General features: G+C 44.1%; 15 protein-coding genes. 7 read left to right on the top strand and 8 right to left on the bottom strand.

Features of this window, described 5'->3' with window-relative positions; translation table 11 throughout:
• Positions 1-2: 2 nt before the first annotated feature.
• The 3 genes from KP803_RS05660 to KP803_RS05650 form a co-directional block, all read right to left on the bottom strand.
• Positions 3-998: an AAA family ATPase gene (locus KP803_RS05660; RefSeq protein WP_248007870.1), complete on the bottom strand. Its 996-nt coding sequence runs from the start codon at positions 996-998 to the stop codon at positions 3-5.
• 97 nt (positions 999-1,095) lie between these two features.
• Positions 1,096-3,417, bottom strand: coding sequence for a cytochrome c3 family protein (locus KP803_RS05655; protein ID WP_427916926.1), 2,322 nt, complete (start codon positions 3,415-3,417; stop codon positions 1,096-1,098).
• A 162-nt stretch (positions 3,418-3,579) separates the two neighbouring features.
• Positions 3,580-5,127: an arylsulfatase gene (locus KP803_RS05650; protein WP_248007869.1), complete on the bottom strand. Its 1,548-nt coding sequence runs from the start codon at positions 5,125-5,127 to the stop codon at positions 3,580-3,582.
• Between the two features lie 344 nt (positions 5,128-5,471).
• Here KP803_RS05650 and KP803_RS05645 point away from each other — a divergent pair, with 344 nt between their 5' ends.
• Positions 5,472-7,037: an arylsulfatase gene (locus KP803_RS05645; protein ID WP_248007868.1), complete on the top strand. Its 1,566-nt coding sequence runs from the start codon at positions 5,472-5,474 to the stop codon at positions 7,035-7,037.
• A gap of 151 nt (positions 7,038-7,188) precedes the next feature.
• Here the strand turns inward: KP803_RS05645 and KP803_RS05640 are convergent, their stop codons facing one another.
• The 3 genes from KP803_RS05640 to KP803_RS05630 all read right to left on the bottom strand — a co-directional run bounded on the left by KP803_RS05640 (position 7,189) and on the right by KP803_RS05630 (position 8,595).
• Positions 7,189-7,596, bottom strand: a complete 408-nt coding sequence (locus KP803_RS05640; protein WP_248007867.1) for a GFA family protein — start codon at positions 7,594-7,596, stop codon at positions 7,189-7,191.
• A 106-nt stretch (positions 7,597-7,702) separates the two neighbouring features.
• On the bottom strand, positions 7,703-8,035 hold the full coding sequence (locus tag KP803_RS05635; protein ID WP_248007866.1) for a YnfA family protein: 333 nt from the start codon (positions 8,033-8,035) through the stop codon (positions 7,703-7,705).
• Between the two features lie 242 nt (positions 8,036-8,277).
• On the bottom strand, positions 8,278-8,595 hold the full coding sequence (locus KP803_RS05630) for a hypothetical protein (protein WP_248007865.1): 318 nt from the start codon (positions 8,593-8,595) through the stop codon (positions 8,278-8,280).
• 397 nt (positions 8,596-8,992) lie between these two features.
• Here KP803_RS05630 and KP803_RS05625 point away from each other — a divergent pair, with 397 nt between their 5' ends.
• Entirely contained in the window at positions 8,993-9,739 is a 747-nt protein-coding gene (locus tag KP803_RS05625) for a TerC family protein (RefSeq protein WP_248007864.1), read from the top strand.
• 106 nt (positions 9,740-9,845) lie between these two features.
• On the opposite strand, the gene KP803_RS05620 is transcribed toward KP803_RS05625, so the two are convergent.
• Positions 9,846-10,397, bottom strand: coding sequence for a hypothetical protein (locus KP803_RS05620; RefSeq protein ID WP_248007863.1), 552 nt, complete (start codon positions 10,395-10,397; stop codon positions 9,846-9,848).
• A 364-nt stretch (positions 10,398-10,761) separates the two neighbouring features.
• On the opposite strand from KP803_RS05620, the gene KP803_RS05615 reads away from it, so the two are divergent.
• From KP803_RS05615 to KP803_RS05595, 5 genes are all read left to right on the top strand, one after another.
• On the top strand, positions 10,762-12,102 hold the full coding sequence (locus KP803_RS05615; RefSeq protein WP_248007862.1) for an MFS transporter: 1,341 nt from the start codon (positions 10,762-10,764) through the stop codon (positions 12,100-12,102).
• Between the two features lie 169 nt (positions 12,103-12,271).
• On the top strand, positions 12,272-13,702 hold the full coding sequence (locus KP803_RS05610) for a TolC family protein (protein WP_248007861.1): 1,431 nt from the start codon (positions 12,272-12,274) through the stop codon (positions 13,700-13,702).
• Positions 13,699-14,703: an HlyD family secretion protein gene (locus KP803_RS05605; protein WP_282437200.1), complete on the top strand. Its 1,005-nt coding sequence runs from the start codon at positions 13,699-13,701 to the stop codon at positions 14,701-14,703. Before KP803_RS05610 ends, KP803_RS05605 begins: the two co-directional genes overlap by 4 nt.
• A 10-nt stretch (positions 14,704-14,713) precedes the next feature.
• Positions 14,714-15,880 carry an ABC transporter permease gene (locus tag KP803_RS05600; protein ID WP_248007860.1) on the top strand — a complete coding sequence of 389 codons (1,167 nt, stop codon included), beginning with the start codon at positions 14,714-14,716 and terminating at the stop codon, positions 15,878-15,880.
• Positions 15,877-17,055, top strand: a complete 1,179-nt coding sequence (locus tag KP803_RS05595) for an ABC transporter permease (RefSeq protein WP_248007859.1) — start codon at positions 15,877-15,879, stop codon at positions 17,053-17,055. Before KP803_RS05600 ends, KP803_RS05595 begins: the two co-directional genes overlap by 4 nt.
• A 124-nt stretch (positions 17,056-17,179) precedes the next feature.
• Here the strand turns inward: KP803_RS05595 and KP803_RS05590 are convergent, their stop codons facing one another.
• Entirely contained in the window at positions 17,180-17,356 is a 177-nt protein-coding gene (locus tag KP803_RS05590; RefSeq protein ID WP_248007858.1) for a hypothetical protein, read from the bottom strand.
• Positions 17,357-17,383 lie beyond the last annotated feature (27 nt).

The following is a 17,383-nucleotide window of genomic DNA, read 5'->3' as shown; positions in this document are numbered from 1 at the left end:
GTTTATCCGATCTCTACACTATCAAGCAGCTCTTCAACAACTCTTTGATGGCTAACACCATCCGCAAGCGCATCGTAAGACAAGCTAAAACGATGGCCAATAACCGCGGGTAGCACGGCTCGTACATCATCTAATGAGACATAGTCTCGCCCCATTAACCATGCATTAGCTCTTGCGCATTTATCCAGCGCAATCGACGCTCTAGGGCTTGCTCCGATCTCTATCCACTTTGAGAGCTGACTATCTTTGTATCGCTCTGGTTTACGTGTTGCCATGACTAGCGCCACAATGTAGTTTTCAACTAACTCTGACACCGTAATATTCGGTAGTTGACGTCTTGCCTCGATAACCAATTCTGGCTCAATGTGGTACGACGTAGACTGCTCAGAACGATTATCAGCTGCGCTTTCATCTGGCAGCTCTTCACTACGAACTAAACGTATAATTTCGCGCTCTGCTTCATCTTCTGGATAATCGACAGTAACCTTCATAATGAAACGGTCCATTTGAGCTTCTGGAAGTGGGTAAGTGCCCTCTTGCTCTACGGGGTTTTGAGTCGCCAGCACCATGAATAACTCTGGTAATTGATGGGTTTCGCCACCAACAGTAATGGTACCTTCTGCCATCGCTTCTAGCAGTGCCGCCTGTACTTTCGCAGGTGCTCGGTTTACTTCATCGGCTAAGACAATGCTGTTGAAGATTGGGCCAGCTTGAAAATGCAGCTGTGGCTTGCCATCTCGTTCTTGGTAAACCTCAGTTCCTGTAACGTCAGAGGGCAGGAGATCAGGAGTAAATTGAATACGGCCAAAGCTGGTATTCAAAAGGTTGGCAAGAGATTTTACTGAGCGCGTTTTCGCCGTACCAGGTAGCCCCTCAAGCAAAACATGACCATTGGTTAATAACCCCATCACTAAGGCCTTCACGACATGGCTTTGCCCTATCACGTTTTTTTCTGTCTGCTCAATGAGTTGGTTTATCGCTTTTTGTGCTTGATTCATCGTTCACTCTTCCATTTAATCTGGCTGTGTACATCCTACTCACAAGCTATATAACTATTGGTTATACACACCATAGCTCCACTAGGTTTTACTTCACCTATCTAGATTTAATTAAAGCGTTCAAGCGACTCACCACCTCTGGGGGAACGACTTCACTTAATAAAGCCATACACTGCTTGAATGCAAACTCGATTCGACCACTTTGGAAATTACGCGCAAGCACTTCGCACTGAGCATATAAATGCTGAGGGTTACCACTGAGTTGATACGCTTTATGTATCGCCTCACTTGAGATAATCACATCCTCACGTTCCATCGCTAGCCCATAAACATACCAATACTGTGAGTTTTGTTGCGCTATCTCAGCCGCCGTTTTCAATAGTCTTCGGGCCTCGCTATCGTCTTTAGCTCTAAGAAGCGCTAAACCTAAACTATAAGGTATAACACTCGATTTTGGCTGGGCTTCCATACCCTGCTTTAAGGTCTTCATCGCATGGCTCTCATCACCTTGCATTCGATATAAGTCGGCCAAGTTGACATAGCTGCTTTCAAAATAAGGTTCTATTTCGATCGCACCAAGATAGGACGAAATAGCAAGTTCAAATTGCCCCATTGAACGATAGACATTACCTAAATTGGTTCGACCAAAACCTCGGTCAGCGTTGAATGTTTGAATTTCAATATATTCATCAAGAGGGGGTTTTAGTGCTTCTTTTTGAGCATTGGTCATCGAGGCCCAATCGACCACTAATGTACTGGCGGCCTCAGCCCGAACAGATAAAACCGGATCACTTAATAGTGGTTCTAATATCTGCCAACGATCGGCTAGCTCATAACCAGACGCCCCTGAAATCGCCCCAAGCCTTAGCATTTCATTTTCATGTTTTACCGCTCTAGCGAGTGAAATCAAGGTGTTCTGGTTAGTGTTACCTGCCATACGCTCAAGACTAGAAGCACGAATAATGTCACTCACACTTGAGTCTTGTGACGTATATGCCAATGCATCTTCTGCGCCTCGATGCCCTATAGCATCGGCATAGAAGGCGATTGAAAAGTGCTGTTGGTTACGATACTTAGAATTTGGGAACCACTCACCCACCTGCTCATCTGCCCACTGGGCGTCTTTGTCTTCGTGGCAAGCTGTACAAACATTGGGCGTATTGATATGTTGGCTAATATCGGCGCGAGGCACATGCCAGCTGTGGTCACGACGTGGGTCAACTTGCATGTAGGTCGTTTCAGGCATATGACAGGTGGTACATTGCGATGCTTCTGTGTCCGCCTGATGAAAGGTGTGTTTTTCTGGCGTATATTCCGAAGCAATATGGCATTGACTGCATACCGCCTTTTCATCAATTTTCAACTTAGCACTATGTGGATCATGACAATTGGTACACGTCACCCCTTTTTCAGCCATCTTAGATTGTAAAAATGAACCGTACACATAGTCTTCATCATAGATTTGGCCGTCATGATAATAAAGCTCTGGAGTAATGAGACTTAATCGGTACCTATCAAAGAAGGAACCTTTAATATGATCACCGGTTTCATTAAGTTGAGTACGTCGGCTATGACACTGAGCACAAGTCTGAATCTGATTCGTTCGATTCATCTCTTTCGGCTGTAATGTGGTTTGGTTCTCTTGATAAATCCACTCTGTCACCGCCGTTGAAAGATCGCGACTGAAACCATAATGAGTGGCGGCATTAAACGGCTTATCTGAGCGAGCATTAGCAGCGTTTAGTTTCGCTAAATCAATATGCTCACTTGCTGGACCATGGCAGGCCTCGCAGCCCACATTAATGTCAGACCACGTTGTGTTGTATGTATTACTTTCACTGTCGTAGTTCTTTTTCAGATTCGTGGAATGGCAATCAGCACACATGAAGTTCCAATTTTGCCCTGTATTCGTCCAGTAGAACTCATCAGTGACTGTCGTTTCAGGATAAAGATGAAACCACCTTTGCCCTCCTTCATCTTTGGTTCTTGAATCCCACGCAAATGGAATCAGTTGTACCCTGCCGTCGTCAAATTCCACCATATACTGTTGCAGAGGCTCAAAAGCGAACGTATAGCTAATTTTATAATCTTGGAATTGACCGTCTGGCCCTTGAATGTTGACCCAAAACTCATCTCCTTTTTGGAAAAATCGGTTGGGTTTTCCTTGGTGCTTGAAGGTATGATCATCAAAATCAGCCAACACAGAATCTTCGGTGGCGTGTTTCATCGCCATATCGTGATGCGAACCTTTCCAGGCGGTTACTTGATCTTGATGACAGTCGATACATGAATCACTGCCCACATAATTCGCTAGCGTTGTCACCCCCTTTGAAACAGAATGTTCACTGCCGTGCACATATGTTGCAAATAAAAAGAGTACTACAAGCGCTAATAACGCCTTAAAAGATTGAACCATCATTCGCTGAACCACACCCTTTCTTATGCTAAGACTCACCAATTCCTCATTCAAAGGTAGTTCCATTTTTTCTTACTAGACAGGTAATTAGGGGTATTAACGGTATTTTTGATACTCATATCAAACAAAGGGCTCAATCAAGCCCTTTGTCGATATAGCGTCCCGTTACTTATTGGGGTTTTCTTGAAGCTTTTCCATGACTTGATCTAGAGAAAAACTCGCCGCTTTTTGTCTGGGAGGGTACTCTTTAAATGTCATGAGGAACTCTCCCACATAAGCCTGAGCGGGAACAAACATATAGGCATGGTCAAGAAGCCAATCATAATAAGTGTTCGATGTGATATCTGCCGACTCATACGGGTCCATTCGTAGATTAAACAACTTAGGAAGACGCAATGTAACAAATGGTTCAGACCAAATTTCCATGGTTCCCGTTGCACGCTGCTCCATAAATACGGCTTTCCAATTGTTATAACGAAGCGCTGCTAAATCACCATCATCAGTAAAATAGAAGATCTCAGCACGACGGCTTGTTTGCTCTTCACCTGTCAGGTATGGCAAGAAGTTATAACCATCCAAATGCACTTTGAAAGTCTTATCTCCCGCTTTATGTCCCTTCAGTAACTTCTCTTTTATTTGGTCATCCCCAGCAGCTGCTAGGAAGGTTGGCATCCAATCCATATGGTGCATGATTTCATTAGAAACCACGCCCGCTTCAATTTTCCCAGGCCAGCGAACCATGGCAGGAACACGATATGCGCCCTCCCAGTTGGTATTTTTCTCACCTCGGAATGGCGTTGTCCCTGCGTCTGGCCATGAGTTCATGTGCGGACCATTATCGGTAGAGTAGAAAACAATGGTGTTGTCTTTAATGCCTAAATCATCCACTTTTTTCAGTAGCTCTCCAACATGATTGTCATGTTCGACCATTGCGTCTGCATAATAACTTATACCCGTTTTACCTAGGTTATCGTCTTTAACGTGGGTTCTAAAGTGCATGCGGGTGGCGTTCCACCAAACAAAGAAGGGTTTGTCCGCTTTGACTGCTCGGTCCATAAAATCCAAAGCAACTTCTAGGGTTTCTTCATCTACCGTTTCCATTCGTTTGCGTGTTAATGGGCCAGTATCTTCAATTTTTCCATCGGCAAAGGATTTAATGACTCCACGAGGGCCAAACTTCTTACGAAACTCAGGATCTTTAGGGTAATTCTCGTTCTCTGGCTCTTCTTCTGCGTTCAAGTGGTAAAGGTTACCGAAGAACTCATCGAACCCATGCGCCGTAGGTAAAAATTCATCTTTATCGCCAAGATGGTTTTTACCAAACTGTCCTGTCATATAGCCCATTGGTTTGAGTAGTTCAGCAATCGTCGCGTCTTCAGCCTGTAGCCCAATATCAGCCCCTGGAAGCCCCACTTTACTAAGCCCTGTTCTCAATACACTCTGCCCAGTAATAAAGGTTGAACGGCCTGCGGTACAAGACTGCTCGGCGTAATAATCGGTAAACATCATGCCTTCTTTTGCAATACTATCGATGTTTGGTGTTTTATAACCCATTAAACCAAACGTATAAGCACTAACATTAGACTGACCAATATCGTCTCCCCAAATCACCAATATATTGGGCTTGTCTGCGGCAAAGCTACTTCCCGCTACACCCAATAGAGCGGTAGCCAAAATAGCGAGCCGACGTTTTACGCCCTGTTTTGCTGTCATAAAAACCTCTTTATAAGTTATTCGCATCCTGCACTAAAACATATAGTTCAATTTTTAATCAGAATCGAAATTCTCTAAGGTATTAATGTTTTTATCTATTTAAATCTCATTATTGAATCCGTGCTCGTTTCTCACATTGCAGATTACTATGATCTAACTCACATTCCATTTAATACCCACCCAACAAAACACCCAATTAAAATGATAAAAATCAGTAATTTAAAACCCATCCATAACAAATGGTTATAGACACTATAAAAAGACAGCGTGCTAATTAGGGTCTAACATTTTACTAACGATGCGTGGTTGTAGCGCATTAATCACTAACAACAATTGGAGTCCTTATGACTACCCAAATCAATAAGCTCGCATTAGGCGCAACTTTGCTTGCCGCTTCTACTGCAGTTACCGCAGCTGACAAACCCAATATTCTTGCCATCTGGGGTGATGACATTGGCATTTTCAACATTGGCGCATACAACCACGGCATGATGGGTTACGAAACACCTAACATCGATCGTATTGCTAATGAAGGGGCAATCTTTACCGATCACTACGGTCAGCAATCGTGTACTGCGGGTCGTGCTGCATTCTTAACAGGCCAAGAACCTTTCCGTACTGGTCTACTAACGATCGGTATGCCAGGCTCTGACCACGGTATTCCAGACTGGGCTCCAACGATTGCTGACTTACTAAAAGAGCAAGGTTACATGACGGCTCAGTTTGGTAAGAACCACATGGGCGACCAAGATAAGCACCTTCCAACGGCGCACGGCTTTGATGAGTTCTTCGGTAACCTTTACCACTTGAACGCAGAAGAAGAGCCAGAAACATACTACTACCCTAAAGACCCAGAATTCCGCGCTAAATACGCTCCACGAGGTGTTATTAAGTCAACGGCAGATGGAAAAGTAGAAGATACTGGACCAATGACGCGTAAGCGTATGGAAACGGCAGATGAAGAGTTCCTAGAAGCCTCTCTAGATTTTATGGAGCGCGCTGTTAAAGCGGACAAACCATTCTTTGTTTGGCACAACACAACACGTATGCACGTTTGGACTCGTCTACAAGAGAAATACCAAGGCGTTTCAGGCGTTTCTATCTACGCTGATGGCATGATGGAGCACGATGACCATGTTGGTATTCTTCTTGATAAGCTTGACGATTTAGGTGTTGCTGACAACACGATTGTTATCTACTCAACGGATAACGGCGCAGAAACAGCAACATGGCCTGATGGCGGTGCAACATTCTTCCACGGTGAGAAAGGTACAACTTGGGAAGGCGGTTTCCGTGTACCTCAACTTGTTCGCTGGCCAGGTACGATTGACCCAGGCACTAAGATCAACGACATGATGAGCCACAAAGACTGGATCCCAACCCTACTTGCAGCAGCAGGCGATGACAAAGTTGTTGAGAAACTTAAGTCTGATAAAGGCGCACGTTACAACGGTAAAGACTGGCGTGTTCACCTAGATGGTTACAACTTCCTACCATTCTTCGAAGGCAAAGTTGAAGAAGGGCCTCGTAACGGTCTACTGTACTTCTCTGCAAACGCTGAGCTAGATGCTGTACGTACTGGTGATTTCAAAGTTCAGTTCGCACACATGGAAGGTAACATCGCTGATGGTGTTCGTTTCCAAACTAACTGGCCGTCAATCGTACACCTACGTGCTGACCCATTCGAAAAAGCACCACACGAATCTGGTATGTACATTCGTTGGATGGCAGACAACATGTGGCTATTCGTACCAGTAAGTAATGAAGTTCAGTCGTTCTTGACAACACTACCAGGCTACCCAATGCAACAAAGCCAAGTATTGAACCCAGGTAACTTCAACCAGAACGTATTAATGCTTCAAGGCAAGCTTCAACAGCTAGAGCAAGTACATCAAAAAGTAATGCAGTAATCCTTATTGAATTTATTTAATAAGTAACGCAAAAAAGCCGAGAGTAGCGATACTCTCGGCTTTCGTATTTTTGGTATAAGTTCTTTCTCAAATAGAAGCAAAAACTTAAGTCGAGAGACATTTAGCCAAAGACAGAGTAGTCAGTGTTTTACTAACTTGAACGCCCTTCCGAATGAGCAGGTAATTCTGGCTGCAGTTCACACCAGTTCGCCTTATAACCAGTGTAAATCTGAGCATCAACTTTCACGGGAATATCGGTATCAAATGTGGATATGGATAGCTCAATGTTTTCTAAAGGCTCGCCTTTTACCCTGAACCCTAAGCTAGAACCACAGTGAGAGCAGAACGTCCGCGTTGTACCATTTTCTGCCACATACTCTTTGAGTTGGCTCTTACCTGAAAGCCAAGTTAAATTGTTTACCCCTACAAGCGTGCCAAACGCCGCGCCATGGAACTTGCGGCACATAGAGCAATGACAGTTGGCGACTTTGTCACTAAACCCATCAACAGAAAAGCGGACTTCCCCGCACAAACATGAACCGTTGAATTTTGTACTCATCCTGAGTTTCCTTTTTCTTATGGCACTAAGTTTAGAAACGGCAATACACTTACCGTACTGAGAACGAAACCGCTAAGCGGTTGAAAAACCACACTGGAGTGGTTTGTTACGTGGCTCTAGGTGCGAACATTATGATTACCATACCCAACATAGCGACGGACACACCAACAACATCCCATAAACTTGGGCGAATACCGTCTACAACCCACAGCCACAAAATCGCCACAAAGATATAAACACCTCCATAAGCGGCATAAACCCGACCAGCTGCTGTAGGATGTAATGACAATAACCAAGCAAATAGAGCAAGACAGATAGCAGCAGGGACAAGAAGCCAAACAGATTTATCTTCTTTTAACCAAAGGTATGGCAAGTAACAACCTAATATTTCAAATACAGCGGTTACAAAGAACAGCCCGATTGTTTTTATTTCTAGCAACTGAATTTCCTATTTTGATTACAACCAAGTAGTCCTGCTAACGAGTGAAGAATAATGTGGCATACGGCTGTTCGATGTGAAACTGGCACACGTTTGCGAAGTAGAGTTAAGCGATTTATTAAGCAATACCTCGATAGTTTCTCGTCCCTCTCTCACTAGCTAAAACTCATTTTACATCAGTAATGTTATGTAACTAACTATGTGAACAAGGAGAATAGGCTTTGGGAAAACGCTTTAAAGCACTACTGCGCGCAAGCGCACGTCACCGCGGGTACGTATTCCAACGAATTTTGTTTGAACTGAGAGAGACCCAGTTTGATGGCGGCAACCACTTCACTCTCACTAGAAGTGTATTCATGCTCAAAAATCCAACCGCCACAGCCGTAACCCACCAGCGGTAAGTCTTCGGGTTCTATCTCTGGGTCTTCGGCTATTTCTAAAACCAGTGCGATCGATGTGGATGACAAATACCAACTCTGAATGCCCACTTTGCCTCGACCCACTATTTTTTCTCCAAACTCAATCTTTCCCTGTATCTCTTTCTCATCAATCTTGAGCATTCTTTTCATCCTTAATTCACTTTCGCCTTGATTCGCATCAACCATACGACTTTCGCATGAGTTGTCCAAAAGTATCCAACATTTTACGTCTACTTTTTAAAAAAATTTCATTTATTTTGATTGTCTTTTTATGCTTAATCTTTCGTGCTCTACACAAATCACTTCATTGAATGATTCTTAAATTCAACCTACAAATCAGATCAAGAGATACATTTGCCATTCTATTGTTTTGAACTCTAAATGCTCCCTATGTTTCCCTGACACCTATGACTATTGCTGAGACCCAAATTTAGTGATTTACTTGCGCCTCCTAAGTAATAGAGGTACAAAAATTAATGGACGACCCCTTTAGTCGACTGAACACTTCACCATGCTTTCACTCTTTGGAGGCATCAATATGTTAGAACTCTTTCTACAACCAGAAACCTGGGCTATTTTTGCAACACTATTCGCGCTCGAAGTCATTCTTGGCGTCGATAACGTCGTCTTTATTTCGATTCTTTGTGAACGTTTACCCGCATACCAACGAAAGTTAGCTCGAAACTTGGGTATCGGCCTTGCTGTGATGGCTCGAATTGTCTTGGTCTTTTCGATCTCTTGGTTAATGTCGCTTACTCAACCCTTGCTCACCATTGCATCCCTTTCATTTACAGGCCGAGATCTGATTATGATCCTAGGTGGTGCTTTCTTGTTAGGTAAAAGCTTGAAAGAGTTGTGGGGCTGGTTAATGCATACTGACGTCGGACATTCGACGCATGTCAGGTCAGGGCTAGCGGTGATTTTGCTTCAAATCGTCGCAGTTGATGCCGTGTTTTCGATGGACTCAGTGATCACAGCGGTAGGGTTAACAAACGATATTCCAATCATGGTCGCAGCTATTATCGCATCGGCTTTGGTCATGGTATTGACCGCTGAGAAAATCAACCATTTGGTCACAAAATTTCCAGGCTTTAAAACATTAGCGTTGCTGTTCTTGGTCTTGCTCGGTGGACTATTGATGGCAGAAGGCTTCGCTATACATGTGAATAAAGGCTACATCTACTTCGCTATGGCTTTTGGCTTAGCGTTAGAGCTTTGTCATGTGCAGCTAAAGAAAAAACAACGAATCAATATTGTTAAGATTCGTCCATTACAGGTTATTTAACACTCACCTAATACTCTTGTTCAAAGAGAGGAGTAAAAGCTCCTCTCTTTGATTACAACAACTGAAAACCAACGATATGAGACTCGCTTCAATCATCAGAATAAGACTAATTCATCTTGGTAAATTTGTGCGACATTAAATAACCTACAGTCAAATTAGGTATATAAAACTGCGTAGCACCGCCTGGGAGTTTATTTACACTAGACCTTGCTTCTAACTCTGTATTTCTTTTTGATTGAGCCCCTGAGTCTAATCGGTTCATCCCTTTGAACCCCCCAAACCACGCATAAACCGGAAATTTAAGTCTCACTTCCAATAAAAAATCAAGGGTGCTCCAATTTTCCTTGATAACCGATGTTAGTCTGCCCCATTCTCTTAGCGATACCCCATTTAATTGAGCAATTTTCATTTTCTGCTCTAGACCGGCATCGTGTTTAAATGACTCCACCGGCGACCACCAAGGAGAAAGGCCCGTGTCATCTGTGATCACCCCTGCTCCTAACGTTGGATAGGCATTAAATTTATAGATAGCCATGCCAGCAGGTAATAGCTCTCTTGTTGGATCACCAAATTTCAACTGAAACGCATCTCTAACGTAACCCGACCCCGTTGAAATAGACCCAACTTTGCTCCAATCCAAATCGTGATTTAAAATCATGAATTTACTCCATTAGTCATTACTTAGGGAGTAATACACTATCGCCCTAAATGAACCCAATAAATGAAATGATAGGTTTCAGGCTACTTTTTGTCTAAAAAAACCACGACATTCTGTTTGATTTTCAATCAATTTATTCAACTATCTATCATGTTCTTTCCGGTACCCAAGTAATAAAGAGCTTGCACAGATTTCAGCCGCTCGAAGATAAACAAACCTGAGTGAGTTATTCCATCCTATATCGAGATAAGCACATCAATACATTCCCTACCCTGAAAGTACTCATTTTTACAACAAGGCACGATTAAAAAAGACAATAAGGTATATACCTAATAAAGGCGCTGTCCAAAATGAAGACAAACTCATGACACTTAGAGAAATATTGAAAATAGATAATATCCGCTACTTCTTAATGTTCCGAAGCAGTTACTTTGCGCGTTTTTATTACCCTGTATTCACCCTACTCTACTTAGATTACGGCTTAACCCTATCTCAATTTGCCATGCTTAACGTCATTTGGGCTGCCACCATTGTTGTTGCTGAAGTGCCGTCCGGCGCATTTGCCGACACCCTAGGACGTAAAAAGCTCGTCATATTATCTTCCATCGTCATGTTTGTTGAAATTGGCATGATTGCGGTTGTTCCAACGGATGACCCCAACTTAATCTTCTTCGTATTTTTGATAAACCGAATATTAAGTGGTCTCGCAATGGCGTTGGCAAGCGGTGCCGATGAGGCACTCGCTTACGACACCTTAAAAGAGCGAGGTGAAGAAGAGCTTTGGCCGCGTGTCTTGCAGATCCAACTGCGTGTGACTTCAAGTGTGGGTATATTTGTCACTCTTGTAGGGGCCGCCATGTACGATGTTAACTTTATGGCTGGCATTTTTCATACTCTCGGATTATCAGCACCAGAAAGCACGAAAGATCTGATGCGCATTCCCGTTTATGCCACTCTATTTGTGGCGATGATCGCCATCTATTCCGCAATGAGTATGAAGGAAAAGAAAAAAGCATTACCGGATAATCAGACTACGTTGGCAACAACCATAGAAAGCCTTAAATTAACAACCAATACGGCAAAATGGGTGCTCGCTACACCTTATGTACTTTTCATATTGCTCTACTACAGCCTATTCGAACACACCTCGCGAATGTTCCTAACGATGAACAGCCAATACTATCTCGCCATTAATATTCCTATACTCTATTTCGGCTTTATTGGTGCAGGGATCAGTCTGCTTAAAATAATATTGGCGGGACAAAGCCGTAGATTAGCGGAAAGTATGGCCCCAAAAACATTCATAGCAGTCATGGGGATAGCAACGATAGCAACGTATTATTGGATCAGCTTGGGATGGTCTATCTACGGGGTAATACCTGCACTACTGCTAATTTTCATCATCATGACAATGAACATTTTCATTAGTTATCACCTTAATAAAAAGACCAAGTCACACAATAGAGCCACCGTTCTCAGCTTTAAGGGGCTGCTGTTTAATCTAGGGTACGGCTCAATTGGTATTTTATATGCTTACTACTATAAGTTGGTGTCTCAGAACTACACCACACAAGAAATAGAACAAAACATCGATTTCTTAGCCTCACTGTCTTCTTTTTTTTATTACTTCACATTGTTGTTCATTTCAATCAGCGCGCTGTTCTACTTCAAAAATAGAAAGGCGGTTGTTTGGGACGACACTTAGTCGAATCGAACAACAAGTAAAGCGAAGTGACCTTTATCAATCAAACCAACTGGTCTATGCTGAAATGACGTAAAAGTAATAGTTTATTTACAGCAAGTCAGATTTAAAGGAGTGCACTTTTGTCTAATTTCTGTATATTAGAGTTATTGCTCTAATATTGGTAATCAGGATGAAACGATACCCTATTCGACCACTCTTTGTGCTCTGCCTTAGCTTGGTTTCTGCCACCTCATATGGTGCAGCTATCACTTTCGATCAGGCATGGACAATTCTACAAGAGAACAACCACTCTCTTGCTGCGCAGCGATCTAATGTCGAAAGTTATCAGCATATGGAAAATGCAAAAGGAAACTTAAACCTTCCCTCAGTCACGCTTGGGGCAAATTACACTCGGCTTGATAACGATGTCACGGTGACAGGATCACAACTGGCAGAAGCAACTACCTTTCCCGCCCTTGGTGGTGCATCTGGAGCCTGGATGTCGGGTCTACTGCCTATTCTTGGCGGTGTTGAAACCACCATAACGGAAAAAGAAATTTTCACCTCTTCTATTCGAGCGGTTTGGCCCATTTTTACTGGCGGCCGAATCAGTGCAGCACAGCAAGCCGCTCAAGGGCAAACCGAACAAGCGAAAAGCCAATATGAAATGGAAACTCAAGCGCGCTATGAAGACTTGAGCAAATATTACTTTTCCGTCGTTCTGGCAACCGAGGTTCTGAATACACGAACGGCTGTAGAGAGAGGGTTAGCACAGCACCTCGATTTTGCTATCAAGCTTGAAGAACAGGGGCAAATTGCGAGAGTTGAACGCCTACAAGCAGAAGCGTCGTTTGATAAAGCGAAAGTCGATACCCGTAAAGCGCAAAGCAACTTGGATATCGCTCAATCGGCACTGAGCAAAATTCTGGCGCAAAATAGTGTGGTGACACCATCAGAAACGTTATTCATTAATAACACGCTTCCCCCTATGCAGGTGTTCATCGACCAAACCCTAGCGACCTACCCCGGTCTTGCGCTTCTTGATGCAAAAGAGAAGCAAGCGAGCAGCTTAATCAAAGCGGAAAAAGGGAAGTACTACCCTGAGGTATACTTATACGGTGACTACAGTCTGCATGAAGATGACACGCTCGCTAGCCAAATGAAGCCCGATTGGATGGTCGGTGTAGGTGTCAGCATTCCGCTGATTGAGTCATCAGGCCGCAGTGATACGGTTAAAGCCGCCAACAGCAAAGTACAGCAAGTTCGGTCACTAAAAGCACAAGCGCGCGAAGATCTATCGGTATTGGTACAAAAAACGTACCTAGAAGCACATCAATCTATTGACGAAGTGCTTGGGCTTGAATCGAGCATCAAGCTGGCCAAAGAGAATCTTAATCTTCGTGAAAAGGCCTTTAAGCAAGGGCTATCTACGTCACTTGAAGTGGTGGATGCGCAGCTCTATTTAGCCAGCATTCAAACTCAGCAATCGGCCGCTCGTTTTCACTACCTTGTCTCGTTAACCAAATTACTCGCGCTCACGAGCGAAATGAACAGCTACCCCCATTATCAATCCAATTCGTATGTCGTGGCTCACTCGGCTAAGACACAAGGATCACTATGAAGACTATTAAATCCATCAACACTCTCAAAACAATTATTGTCGCACTCATCGCTGTTGGATTTATCTCTTGGGTGGGGTTGAGCTTCTACAAAGCCTATCAGCCGCAACCTATCCGCTTACAAGGAATGATTGAAGCGCAGCAATACAGTATTTCGTCTAAAGTTCCTGGTCGCGTGGACGACGTACTGGTTCGTAAGGGTGACAGCGTGAAACCAGGTGATCTTATTTTCACTCTGCATAGCCCAGAAATCGAAGCGAAACTGGCTCAAGCCGTAGCAGGGGAAAAAGCGGCGGACGCACTGGCGACTGAAGCGAATAAAGGAGCGAGAGCACAACAGATTCAAGCATCTAAAGATCAATGGCTAAAAGCAAAAGCGGCGGCGGATCTTCTTGAGAAAACCTATCAACGAATCAATAACCTGTTTGACGACGGCGTGGTCGCCGAGCAACAGCGTGATGAAGTGAATACACAATGGCAAGCCGCTAAATACACCGAAAGCGCGGCTTATCAAATGTATCAAATGACCAAAGAAGGCGTGCGCGATGAAACCAAACTCGCTGCGACTGAAAAAGCGGTCATGGCAGCAGGCGCGGTGGCAGAAGTAGAAGCATACGCAGCCGATACTCAAATTAAGAGCTGGTTTGAAGGTGAAGTATCACAAGTATTGCTGCAAAGCGGTGAACTGGCTCCGCAAGGCTTCCCAGTAGTCACCGTGATCGATACTCAAGACGCTTGGGCCGTGCTCAATGTACGTGAGGATTATTTAAAGCAATTTGATAAGGGCACTCACTTTGACGCTTACCTACCTTCGCTCGACAAAACCATTACCTTTGCGGTAACGCACATTGCAGTGATGGGGGATTTTGCAACGTGGCGCTCAACCGATGCATCGCAAGGGTTCGATCTTCGTACCTTTGAAGTTGAAGCACGACCTGTTGATTCCGATATTCAACTTCGCATGGGCATGAGCCTTGTTGTTGAGATTTCAACGGATAACTAGGTAACCGGTCATGAGCGTTATACACAAGCAGTTACAGGGTCAGTTTCAGCATCAGCTCGATATCGTGAATCAAGATAAGTGGCTACTCTCATGCTTAACTTGGATTCCACTCGTATTAGCGCTGTCGATCTGGGGGATATTCTCAGCAGGCATTGCGCGTGACCTACCAATTGGCGTGGTCGACCTTTCTCATAGCTCATTATCTCAGAAGCTGATTCGTCAGTTTGATGCCTCATCAACACTCAGTGTTGATGAGACGTTTACTGATGTTTACCAAGCTAAACAGGCGTTAATTGAAAGCCGAGTCTACGCGTATGTCATCATTCCTCATGATTTTGATAAGGGGATCATGCAGCGCTCCCTTCCTCAAGTTTCCACCTTTTATAACAGCCAATATATCTTGGTTGGACGGTTAATTAGCTCTGCAGTGATGCAAACAATGGGCTATTTCAACGCCTCTATTGAAACGCTTCAGCAGCTTTCATCTGGCGATATGACCACCGTAGCGGCGATGGGAAAAGCCGTGCCAATTTCAACTCAAATAACCGCCCTATTTAATCGCAATACCAATTATGCGCAGTTTTTAGTCTCAGCCATTGTTCCTGCACTTTGGCAAGTGGTGATTGTGGTCAGTACAATTTTAATTCTTTCGGCTAACTATCGACGATATTCTCGATTAAGCGACTGGCTAGGGGCAAACCCTTTCACCACGTTGGTCAATACTCTTAAGGGGTATGTCGCTGTTTTTGCAGTGCAAGGTGCGATGTTTCTGGCATGGTTTTATTACTGGCTAAACTGGCCGCTTCAAGGTTCACTCATTCCAGTTCTTGTAGCTCAATTAGCCATGATTCTCGCCTGTATCTCTGTCGGGTGTCTGTTCTTTCTACTCACTTTAGATGCGACACGGGCAATGAGTTTTGCTGGTGCGTTTACAGCGCCAAGCTTTGCCTTTATGGGCGTCACCTTCCCAGCCACCGACATGAACGTTCTTGCTCAGTGGTGGCGTTCGCTTCTTCCTGTCAGCCACTATATCGAGGTTCAGATTTCGCAAGTAAGTTACGCACTGCCTGCGCTTGATTCATACCGATACTTAATACCCATGCTAGGGTATCTGGTGGTCGTGGTCGTATGCTTAGCTCTGATCAAAAAGCGTTGCCAACAAGAGGAATCCCTATGAGTTTTCTATCACTATTAAAACGTGAAATTCGCGATTTCTTTGCCAATAAAGCCGTGATACTGACAGTGTTTGGTGGTGTGATATTTTACTCTTTTCTCTACCCACTTCCCTATGCTCAGCAATCGCCACTTGAACAGAAAATTTCTGTGGTTAATTTGGACAACAGCGCCACCAGCTTAAAACTTGAAAGGATGGTAGATGCGACCGCGCAAGTCCGTATTGTCCAACGAGATCATACGATTGAGGCGGCGAAACAAGCTTTCATTGATGGCAAGGTGAGCGGAATATTAGTTATCCCTGAGTATTTTTATAAAGACTTGATGATGGGAAAAAGCCCAACGTTGGCCTTTGCAGGCGATGCCTCTTACTTTCTAGTGTATGGCACCATCGTTGAAGGGCTCGCTCAAACTGGGGCAACGCTGGGCGCGGAAGTCAAAGTTGCGCAATTACTCGCTCAAGGCGAGCCGATTCTTTCTGCCGAAAACCAGTACGCCAGTGTTAAGTCAAACGCCAAACCGACCTTTAACCCTCGTATGGGTTATGTAGACTACGTGGTGCCTGCGGTATTTGTGTTGATCCTACAACAAACACTCATCATGGCGGCAGGTTTATTGGTTGCTACCCAAAAAAGCATTTCTCGAAGCTGGACATTGACTTCACAGCTGATCACCTTATCAGTGCGCACCCTTATGTTAGTCACTATTTATGTGGTGATGAGCGCTTATTACTTTGGGGCCAGTTTTTCTTGGCACGGTATTAATACGGTGGCATCACCGATTGAGCTTTTTTCTCTACTTGTTCCCTTTCTCTTGTCCTCTTGCTTCATTGGCTTTGCCTTGAGGCTATGGGTTCCCCGACGTGAGTTGGTTGCGGTTACCGTTCTTATTAGCTCAATGCCGCTTATTTTCTTAGCTGGATTTATTTGGCCTCCTGAGATGATTCCACAGCCACTTCTTTGGCTAGCCTCTTTAGCACCTAGTACCTCAGCCATTGGTGGTTTTTTATCTCTCAACCAAATGGGGGCAAGCTGGCAACAAGTGTCTAGCCACTTTACTCAGCTCTGGCTACTGGTACTTGGCTGGGGAGCGGTTGTTGCGGTCACTCTTTTTTGCAGGTCATCCTTATTTAGAACAGTAAGTAAAGCACTCCCAAAGGGCTCTACTACATCCTCTTAAACCCCAGTTACTAATGAATTGACAACGTAATCACTGATTAAAATAAAAACCGAACCCATGGAAGGTTCGGTTTTATCGGGTAGTCATTTATCTAAACTTTAATGCTTGTCTATTTACGTTCTGGTTACTCTTCTGGGTAATCTTTCTTCGCCCCTTTTGGCGTAGCACTGACTGTCCAGTGCTCACTTGGATCAAACCCTTCATCGCAAAGATCTATGGTAAACCCCATTTCAGCCACTTCTTTGAGAGTGAGGTTATCAGCCATACGTGCGACTTCACCCATTCGATTATGCAACTCCATCACTTCCCCCTGAGCTAACTCTTCATT

The sequence above is a fragment of the Vibrio amylolyticus genome (assembly GCF_023145695.1).
GTDB classification, from domain to species: domain Bacteria; phylum Pseudomonadota; class Gammaproteobacteria; order Enterobacterales; family Vibrionaceae; genus Vibrio; species Vibrio amylolyticus.
The sequence above is the reverse complement of the archived record's forward strand: the minus strand, read 5'-3'. Positions and strand labels throughout refer to the sequence as shown.

Excerpts from the sequence above, each read along its gene's own strand:
- KP803_RS05660 (WP_248007870.1), bottom strand. The coding sequence starts at position 998 with ATGAATCAAGCACAAAAAGCGATAAACCAACTCATTGAGCAGACAGAA.
- KP803_RS05655 (WP_427916926.1), bottom strand. The coding sequence starts at position 3,417 with ATGATGGTTCAATCTTTTAAGGCGTTATTAGCGCTTGTAGTACTCTTT.
- KP803_RS05650 (WP_248007869.1), bottom strand. The coding sequence starts at position 5,127 with ATGACAGCAAAACAGGGCGTAAAACGTCGGCTCGCTATTTTGGCTACC.
- KP803_RS05645 (WP_248007868.1), top strand. The coding sequence starts at position 5,472 with ATGACTACCCAAATCAATAAGCTCGCATTAGGCGCAACTTTGCTTGCC.
- KP803_RS05640 (WP_248007867.1), bottom strand. The coding sequence starts at position 7,596 with ATGAGTACAAAATTCAACGGTTCATGTTTGTGCGGGGAAGTCCGCTTT.
- KP803_RS05630 (WP_248007865.1), bottom strand. The coding sequence starts at position 8,595 with ATGCTCAAGATTGATGAGAAAGAGATACAGGGAAAGATTGAGTTTGGA.
- KP803_RS05625 (WP_248007864.1), top strand. The coding sequence starts at position 8,993 with ATGTTAGAACTCTTTCTACAACCAGAAACCTGGGCTATTTTTGCAACA.
- KP803_RS05620 (WP_248007863.1), bottom strand. The coding sequence starts at position 10,397 with ATGATTTTAAATCACGATTTGGATTGGAGCAAAGTTGGGTCTATTTCA.
- KP803_RS05615 (WP_248007862.1), top strand. The coding sequence starts at position 10,762 with ATGACACTTAGAGAAATATTGAAAATAGATAATATCCGCTACTTCTTA.
- KP803_RS05610 (WP_248007861.1), top strand. The coding sequence starts at position 12,272 with ATGAAACGATACCCTATTCGACCACTCTTTGTGCTCTGCCTTAGCTTG.
- KP803_RS05605 (WP_282437200.1), top strand. The coding sequence starts at position 13,699 with ATGAAGACTATTAAATCCATCAACACTCTCAAAACAATTATTGTCGCA.
- KP803_RS05600 (WP_248007860.1), top strand. The coding sequence starts at position 14,714 with ATGAGCGTTATACACAAGCAGTTACAGGGTCAGTTTCAGCATCAGCTC.
- KP803_RS05595 (WP_248007859.1), top strand. The coding sequence starts at position 15,877 with ATGAGTTTTCTATCACTATTAAAACGTGAAATTCGCGATTTCTTTGCC.
- KP803_RS05590 (WP_248007858.1), bottom strand. The coding sequence starts at position 17,356 with ATGGAGTTGCATAATCGAATGGGTGAAGTCGCACGTATGGCTGATAAC.